The following is an 8,874-nucleotide window of genomic DNA, read 5'->3' on the forward strand; positions in this document are numbered from 1 at the left end:
CAGAAAAAAAGTAAAGGGAAAGAATAAAATACTAAAGTCCGTAACAACGGAAAAAATCGCTATACCCCAGTAAACATGAGGGATACAGCGATTTTTTCTTTTTCTAACTGTCAAAGATGGGATTGTAATATGTTTACTCTTCTTTGTCAACCCTTATCTAAAAATTTCCAGCTCAGGATCCCCTTTTGCATCCGTGCGCATCTTGCAGCAGTTCCTTTTCACACTTTTCGGACCATCTGCATTTCTTCTGCCGCACAGCGGGTAATTCCTTTCCCTGTATTAGGATGTCTGGAAGAGTAAATCTGATCAGCTCCAAAGAGAAGCAGCAGCGTGATACACAGAGGTACCAGTATCTTCGCCGGGATCCGGCGGAACAGATTGTCAAGCAGCGGAGCCAGTATGTACACGATCGCAACGCCGCCGATCCCAAACACCAGCAGCCCCTCTGCGCAGATACGGCCATGCAGATTCAGAAAATACCCGCTGTAATCCCACCATTTCTGCCCATTGTGCGTCATTTCCAGGACATATCCCGTCATATATTCCACTGCCCCGCACAAAACGATCGCTGCTGCAAACTCCGCAAGAGGCTTTTCCCGCAGGCGGTTGAGCAGGATGAGGATCAGCACGCTCCCCGCCCCGTAGATCGGCAGCCATGGCCCATGCAAGACACCTCGGTTTACGAGAGTTCCATCTGTGATCAGATGGAGCATGACCTCCCATACCCAGCCGCCGAATGCAAAGACGAAGAACATCAGCACCAGATTCCATACATAATAAGAGCGCAGATACCGCATTTTATCTACCCACATACGTTTCTCCTCCTCCGGCATCATAGAAAGCCGTGCCGGATAGCACTGCCCCTTTGCCGCATCTTTGAGAAGAAGAATCTTCATATGCTCATCCTGCCACTCCTCATATGTCTCCTCTTCCTTCGTACGCACAAATACAATCCCAAAGATCGAGGTCAGCTTCCCCAATAGCCCCGTACGCCCCGGCAGCTGCAGTTCTTCCTCCATCAGATCAATAACGTCTCCATACGCAATATCCAGAATCTCCTGCGTCGCCCGTTCAAACAGATAGCGGTCGCTTAACTTCTCACTCCCCTGCAGCTTTTTCTCTATCGCAGCTTCCCGCAGCCCTGCGTAATACTCGCCAAATGCCGCCACCTGATACGGATAAGAAAAAAACACTCCGCTCAGTCTCAGCGTCGCAGCGCTTAAAAGATCCCAGCCGATAAAAGAAAGCTCAAACAAAAAACACTCCCATTTGTGGCCATTCATCATCCTTCCGGAAAGCGCCATTGCTTCCCGGGCGCTGATATTCGGATTCTCTGCCACAATAAAGGGCACCAGATAATACGAATATCGTTTGATCACGCCTCCAACGATAGTGAGATCCCACAGCAGACGGATCACGCTGACGATCAGCATTGTCACCGACACCTTTTTCCACCGCCGGATCTTCAGAAGAAATAAAAAACGCTCCATCGGGATCTTCTGATAGCATCGCCCCTCAAGAAATATTCTTCTTGAAATAACAATGTACATATTCGTCACAAATACCCACAGCAAAAAATAAAGGACCATGGCGCACAGGATCATCCATGCAAGAGTAAGATCCGCGGAGCCAAAAAAAGAATTGAGCGCCGAGGCTGCCGCGACAAGCAGCGTACCAGAGGTGACAGAATTGACGATTGCGGCAAATACACCGCGTTTCCTCCCCAATATCCGGTTCTCCTTCTGTGCCTCTGCCTCCTGCGCTCCCGCCTCCGTCTGTATCCGGTCTGTCCCTGCCGTTTTCTGTGCCTCATCGTTTCCCGGACGGTCCCCGTCCGACGCCGTCTCCAGATCATTTTCATATAAGGTATCAAACACTGCCCGCGTGATCATCTGGCTGCCCGGGATCTGCACTTCTATCGCCCAGCCTGACTGCGCCTCCTGCGGAGGTTTTGTCCCTTCTCCCGGCAGCGCCGTGCGCCAGACAGTCAAAAGACCGCTAAACTCTGTCCCCAGAAATCCTGCTGCCAGACAGACCACCACAAACATGGCGTAATGACGCCTCAGCACAGACCGCGCCTGCCTTTTCATTTTCTTTCTCCATCCTCTCTCCATCCTCTTCTCCCCACTGTACTATAATAATTTCGGACAGAACCCTTTCACAGATTCTGTCCGCTTCCAGTCTTTTCTCTTATATTTTTTCTTTGCCCTGTCTACTGCCTGCGCTGCCGGTTCACCTCATACATCAATATAGAAGAAGCCACCGCGGCATTTAAGGATTCTACCTGCCCGCACATCGGGATCCTCACGTACGTATCCGCAAACGCAGCAGTCTCATCACGTAAGCCCCTGCTCTCATTCCCGATCAGAAACGCACACGGAGTCCTGTAATCCTGCCTGTCATACGCCTGCATCCCTTTTAGATGAGCCGCATAAATGCTTATGCCCTGTTTTTTCAGGCTCTGCAGATCTGCATGAAAATCCTGCGAATAGAAAAATGGCATCCGGTACACCGATCCCATAGTCGAACGGATCACCTTGGGATTGTACAGATCCACACATCCCGGACTTAATAAAATGCCGGTAACGCCCGCTCCCTCCGCAGTCCTTAAAATGGTGCCGAGATTCCCGGGGTCCTGTATATTTTCCAAAGCCATGATAAACGGCTGCCTGCCGGAAAGGTCTGCCAGTGTATAATGATACTGACGCACCAGACACAGGACGCCCTGCGGCGTTTTTGTATCAGACACCGACTCAAACACACGGTCTGAAAGCAGCGTCAGGTCCTTTCTGTCTGCAAATAAAACGCTGTTTTTATGGTAAAAGCTTTCTGAAACAAAGGTATGGATCAGACGTTCCTGTGGAACCTCCTGATACATCTTGATCCCCTCAACGACAAAGCAGTCCTGCGCCGCACGCTCCCTGCTTTTTTTCTGAAGAAGCTGAAGCTGTTTTACCTGCGCATTTGATGTACTTGTGATCATAGGCTCATCGCCTTCGCCACGCGCACCACATACTCCGGCAGATCCTTCTGCATGGCAAGCGCTTCGTCAATGTCCAGATCTACGTATTTTCCATCACGGAATGCCACTACACGGTTTGACTGCCCCTCAGCAAGCAGATCTGCCGCGTACGCGCCCATAACAGAGCCATAGACACGATCCCGGCAGGTCGGGCTGCCCCCGCGCTGCATGTGGCCAAGGATCGTCGCTCTCGTCTCAACGCCTGTCGCCGCCTCGATCCTGCGCGCCATACTCGTAGAATGTCCGATCCCTTCTGCATTAATGATGATATGATGCTTCTTTCCGCGTTTTCTGTTCTGGATGATATTATTAATGAGCACCTGCTCGTCATAATCATAGCGTTCCGGCAGCAGAATATCCTCCGCACCGTTTGCAATACCGCACCACAATGCGATATAGCCTGCATTTCGTCCCATTACCTCAATAATACTGCAGCGCTCATGCGAGGTGGACGTATCACGCACCTTGTCGATCGCATCCATCGCTGTATTCACCGCGGTATCAAACCCTATGGTATAATCGGTACATGCAATATCCAGGTCGATCGTTCCCGGGATCCCTATTGTATTGATCCCTCTGGCGGCAAGCTGCTGCGCACCCGCAAAGGAACCGTCGCCTCCGACTACGACAAGCCCGTCAATCCCATGTTTGCGGCAGATCTGCGCCCCGAGATCCTGCCCCTGCGGCGTCCGGAATTCAGAACAGCGCGCCGTATACAGGATCGTACCGCCCTTTGAGATCGTATCTGACACACTGCGTGCGTCAAAATCTATGATTTCCTCATTCAGAAGGCCCTTGTAGCCCTGCTGGATCCCTTTTACCTTCAGCCCATGCGACAGCCCCTTGCGCACTACTGCGCGGATCGCAGCATTCATGCCTGGAGCATCTCCACCACTTGTCAATACACCGATTGTCTCTATCTTCTTCGCCATATCGCACCTCCTGTCAGCTAATTTTAATTCATTTTCTCATATTTGTAAAGACAGCCCGTATCATTCTTTCGTTACTGCTTTTTTTTGCACAACTTTTATATTCTCTTTGCCAAAGACCGCAGACAGCTGCTCCAGCATCGCCTCATCCGCGTTTACCGTCCAGTTGTCTCCCAGCCTGCGCACTGCGCGCTCGCTGCGCACAAAAACTGCCACATAGTCTTTTCCCTCCGAATGGCGCAGGATATCAAAGAGCGCCTGCTCCTTTTCCTGATACTCCCGTTTATCCAAAAACTGGATCCAGAGCTCACGCGGTACATCCTCAAATGCCCATATTTTCTCGCAGATCAGCTTGCTTGGGCGGTCGTCCTCGCAGCTTACGCGGCCGCGCACAAATACCTTCCGGTCCTCTGTCAGAAATGCGCTGTTTGCTTCATAATCGCGCGGGAATACCACAACCTCCACAGTACCGACGAGATCCTCGACCGTCAGAAACGCCATGGTCTTGTTCGTCCTCGTATACTTGATCGTCTTTCCGGTGATCATCCCGCCGATCACCGCCATACTGTTGTCTGTCACTTTTGAGACTCCCGTCTCTTCATCCAGCGCAAAATCCGAGGTTACATTCGTGATCCCCCGCTTCCACAGCTCCTCGTATTTTTCGAGCGGATGCCCGCTGATATAAATACCGAGTACCTCTTTCTCAAAAGCAAGGATCTGCTCCTTGTCAAATTCGCCGACGTCCGGCAGCTGTACCTCGTATTCCTTCTTTTCTTCCTCTCCCATCAGATCAAACAGCGTCATCTGTCCTGCAACCGCGCTCTTTTTCTCAAGAGAGACCTGCTCCATGACTCCGGCATAGACATACATCAGCTGCTTTCTCGTTCCTCCAAGCCCATCCAGCGCGCCTGATTTGATGAAGCTCTCCATCGTACGCTTATTGACTTCCCGGCCCGGCACACGCTCCACAAAGTCCACAATGCTCTTGTACGGCCCGCCCTGCTCCCGTTCCGATACGATCGCGTCGATCACCGGCTTCCCGATGCTCTTGATCGCAGACAGTCCATAGCGGATATTCCCGCCATCTACAGAAAAGCTGCTCTCTCCTGCATTAATATCGGGCGGCAGTATCCTGATACCCATCTGGCGGCATGTCAGGATATACTCCGCCACCTTTCCCGGATTGTCGATCACAGAAGTCATCAAAGCCGCCATAAACTCGACCGGATAATAATATTTCAGATATGCTGTCTGGTACGCCACGACCGCGTAAGCCGCCGCGTGTGATTTGTTGAACGCGTACTTCGCAAAATCCGTCATATCATCAAAAATCTTATTTGCAGTCTTTTCATCAATCCCATTTGCAGCACAGCCCGGCACGCCCTCCTCTGGATTGCCGTAAACAAAATTCTGCCGCTCCTTTGCCATAACTGCCGTCTTTTTCTTGGACATCGCCCTCCGCACGAGGTCACTGCGTCCGAGCGTATAACCGCCCAGATCCCGGACAATCTGCATTACCTGCTCCTGATACACAATGCAGCCGTACGTCGGCTCGAGGATCGGCTCAAGCTGCGGACAGTCATACGTAATCTCATCCGGATGATCCTTGCCGCGAATATACTGGGGAATAAAGTCCATTGGTCCCGGACGGTACAGCGAGATGCCGGCGATCACATCCTCCAGGCTTTGCGGCTTTAGCTCCTTCATAAAGCTCTTCATCCCGGCACTTTCAAGCTGGAAGATCCCCTCGGTCTTTCCGGTACTGATCGACGCAAACACCGCCTTGTCATCATAGTCGATTTCTTCTATATTAATAGCCTTCCCTGTGCTCCTTTGTGCCAGCCGTACTGCGTTCTGGATCACCGTGAGCGTGCGAAGCCCCAGGAAATCCATTTTCAAAAGCCCGAGCTCCTCAAGCGTTGTCATCGTAAACTGAGTAGTGATCGTACCATCGGAAGCTCTGGAAAGCGGCACGTACTCATCGACATCCTTCTGGCTGATCACGACGCCCGCTGCATGCATGGACGTATGGCGCGGGAGTCCCTCAAGACGCTTTGACATGTCGATCAGTTCACGCACCTGCGCATCATTTTCGTACATCGTGCGCAGCTCCTGACTCATCTCAAGCGCGCGGTCGATCGTCATATTGAGCGCCTGCGGTCCCTGCGGCACCATCTTCGCGATCGTATCGCACAGCGCATACGGCAGATCCATCACACGTCCCACATCCCGGATGACGCCGCGCGCAGCCATCGTACCAAAGGTAACGATCTGCACAACCCGGTCCTTACCGTATTTGCGCACAACGTAATCAATCACCTCCTGCCTGCGCTCAAAGCAGAAGTCAATATCAATATCCGGCATGGATACACGCTCCGGGTTCAGGAAACGCTCAAAGAGCAGATTGTAGCGAATCGGATCAAGCTGTGTGATGCCAAGCGTATATGAGACAATGCTGCCCGCTGCCGATCCCCGCCCCGGGCCAACCATAATATCATGCTCCCGCGCAAAACGGATAAAGTCCCACACGATAAGAAAGTAATCAACATACCCCATCTTCCTGATCACAGACAGCTCATACGACAGCCGCTCCTTTAATTCCTCCGCCCGCTCCCCATAAAGGCGGTCAAGTCCTTCATAGCAGAGCTTATTCAGATATTCCCAGGAGGTGTACGGCGCCGGTACATCAAACTTTGGCAGCTTCGTCACACCAAATTCAATTTCCACATGGCACCTTTGCGCGATCCTGTGCGTATTCTCAAGCGCCTGCGGCGCATATGGAAAAAGCTCCGCCATCTGCTCCGGGGACTTCACATAATACTGGCCCCCTTCATAGCGCATACGGTTCTCATCCGCCAGCTTCTTTCCTGTCTGGATACACAGCAGGATATCATGCGGCACCGCATCCTCCTCATACGTATAATGGACATCATTCGTTACAACAAGCTCGATTCCCAGCTCATTGCTCATGCGCAGCAGCTGCTGGTTGACAAACTTCTGCTCCGCGATCCCATGGTCCTGAAGCTCAAGAAAATAATTGTCAGCGCCAAAGACATCCCTGTATTTGAGCGCCGCCTCTTTCGCCTCATCATACATCCCGCGCATCAGGTACCGCTGCACCTCTCCTGCAAGACAGGCGCTCAGTGCGATGATGCCTTCATGATACTGCTCCAGTACCTCCATATCGACTCTTGGCCGGTAATAAAAGCCCTCGACAAATCCCTTGGAAACAATCTTCATCAGGTTCGCATATCCCTGATTGTTTTCTGCCAGAAGGACCAGGTGATAATATCTGTCCTCATCATTCCCGATTTCACGGTCAAACCGGGAGCCCGGCGCCACATACACCTCACAGCCAAGGATCGGATTGATGCCTGCCGCACGCGCCTCCCGGTAAAAATCGATCACACCATACATCACTCCATGATCTGTGATCGCCGCACTGTCCATTCCCAGCTCTTTTACTCTTGCCACATATTCTTTTATCTTATTTGATCCATCTAACAGACTGTACTCTGTGTGGACATGCAGATGTGTAAAATTCACAGCCGCCTCCTGCCTTTCTAAACTCTTCCGTTGTATTCTTCTACTGTGTTTTCTCATTTTATCAGAAAAATCCCACATGGTAAAGACTGTCACGCAATAAATAAGGCGAAGCCTCTGTTACAAAAAGAAAAGCAGATTCTATGCCTCAAGCACAGTAATCTGCCTTTTCCGTATTTATTTCACGCTATTGCATTTATTGCCAATATTAAATTCAGATATGCAACCCCCAGCCTGTCCTCTGATGCATGCTCTAAGATCAGATCCTTTGCTTCCTGTATTCTCTGGTTCAGCAGTTCGAGTTCATCCGCATTTTTTTCTGCATCCGCTCCTTCTGCCTTTTCCTCTGCCCAAGTAATGATCTCTTCCAACGCAGTCTGATCAATCTGTGAAGCCACCGTCTCGCTTTCCTGTGTCGATGCTTTATTCTGCGTCTCCTGCACCGCTTCGCTTCCAGCTTTGGGAGGGGTCTGTATCTTCTGCCTCTCATCAGAAAACAGCTTCACAAAAACAAGATATCCTAAAAATACAATGATCACAGTGCATATAGTGCCTGCCAGTAAGATCTGCCTGCGTCTCTTTCTTCGCCTTTTCTCATACCGGGCTTTTCGTATTCTTTCATTATTGTCTTTATATCTGCTGCTTTGATTTTCCATAATATTCCTCAATTATTTAACACTTCTGGCGGTTTGTCTGTAAAGCAGGATCAGTTTATACAGATCCAGTCTGATCTGTCAGGGTAGGAACAGAAGGCGGAAAAGAGAAGTTCCCCCCTCTTTTCCATTTTTCCTTAGCGTACAGACTTTCTTCTCTTAAGAAGAATTACTGCAAACACAGCTGCTGCTGCAAGCAGAGAAATCACATACGGCATGATCATGGTATTATCGCCAGTCTTAACAGCCTCTGTCTGATCTGCTTTCTTTGCAGAATCATCACCCTTACCATTCTCGTCCTTGCCATCATCACCCGGAGCCGGTTTTACCTCTTCGTCTGTCTCAGTTTCTGTCTCTTCCTCGGTCTGCGGTGCTTCTGTCTGCGGTGCCTCTGTCTGCGGTGCTTCTGTCTGCGGTGCCTCTGTCTGCGGCGCCTCTGTCTGCGGTGCCTCTGTCTGTGGTGCCTCTGTCTGTGGTGCTTCTGTCTGCGGTGCCTCTGTCTGTGGTGCTTCTGTCTGTGGTGCCTCTGTCTCCGGTGCCTCAGCATCTACAAAGCTTGCCTTAAAGCTGAACAGATAGCCATGTACGCCGTCCTCATTTGTTCCCAGGTCTGCTGCAAGATCCTTTGTAAATGTGAACTCTGAGCCCGGTGCGTATACTGTCTCGCCATCCAGTGTCCAGCCTGCGAACTTCTGACCTTCCTCTACTTTGCCGTGGAAGTTGCTCA

General features: G+C 50.9%; 6 protein-coding genes. All 6 read right to left on the reverse strand.

Annotated features, from left to right (window positions below):
* Positions 1-218 precede the first annotated feature (218 nt).
* Complete coding sequence (locus QOX44_RS17710; RefSeq protein WP_283685112.1) at positions 219-2,114, reverse strand: DUF975 family protein; 1,896 nt, start codon at positions 2,112-2,114, stop codon at positions 219-221.
* 98 nt (positions 2,115-2,212) lie between these two features.
* Entirely contained in the window at positions 2,213-2,983 is a 771-nt protein-coding gene (locus QOX44_RS17715; RefSeq protein ID WP_283685114.1) for a TrmH family RNA methyltransferase, read from the reverse strand.
* The gene (pfkA, locus tag QOX44_RS17720) at positions 2,980-3,954 is read right to left on the reverse strand and encodes a 6-phosphofructokinase (protein WP_283685116.1); all 975 of its coding nucleotides are present in this window, start codon (positions 3,952-3,954) and stop codon (positions 2,980-2,982) included. Before pfkA ends, QOX44_RS17715 begins: the two co-directional genes overlap by 4 nt.
* Before the next feature lie 60 nt (positions 3,955-4,014).
* Positions 4,015-7,497: a DNA polymerase III subunit alpha gene (locus QOX44_RS17725; protein ID WP_283685118.1), complete on the reverse strand. Its 3,483-nt coding sequence runs from the start codon at positions 7,495-7,497 to the stop codon at positions 4,015-4,017.
* A 179-nt stretch (positions 7,498-7,676) separates the two neighbouring features.
* Positions 7,677-8,150, reverse strand: a complete 474-nt coding sequence (locus tag QOX44_RS17730) for a hypothetical protein (RefSeq protein WP_283685120.1) — start codon at positions 8,148-8,150, stop codon at positions 7,677-7,679.
* 134 nt (positions 8,151-8,284) lie between these two features.
* A partial coding sequence (locus QOX44_RS17735; RefSeq protein ID WP_283685121.1) for an LPXTG cell wall anchor domain-containing protein occupies positions 8,285-8,874 on the reverse strand: 590 nt, incomplete at its 5' end.

The organism is Parablautia sp. Marseille-Q6255, assembly GCF_951230155.1.
In the GTDB taxonomy this organism is placed as follows: Bacteria; Bacillota; Clostridia; order Lachnospirales; family Lachnospiraceae; genus Choladousia.

Excerpts from the sequence above, each read along its gene's own strand:
- QOX44_RS17715 (WP_283685114.1), bottom strand. The coding sequence starts at position 2,983 with ATGATCACAAGTACATCAAATGCGCAGGTAAAACAGCTTCAGCTTCTT.
- pfkA (WP_283685116.1), bottom strand. The coding sequence starts at position 3,954 with ATGGCGAAGAAGATAGAGACAATCGGTGTATTGACAAGTGGTGGAGAT.
- QOX44_RS17710 (WP_283685112.1), bottom strand. The coding sequence starts at position 2,114 with ATGGAGAGAGGATGGAGAAAGAAAATGAAAAGGCAGGCGCGGTCTGTG.
- QOX44_RS17730 (WP_283685120.1), bottom strand. The coding sequence starts at position 8,150 with ATGGAAAATCAAAGCAGCAGATATAAAGACAATAATGAAAGAATACGA.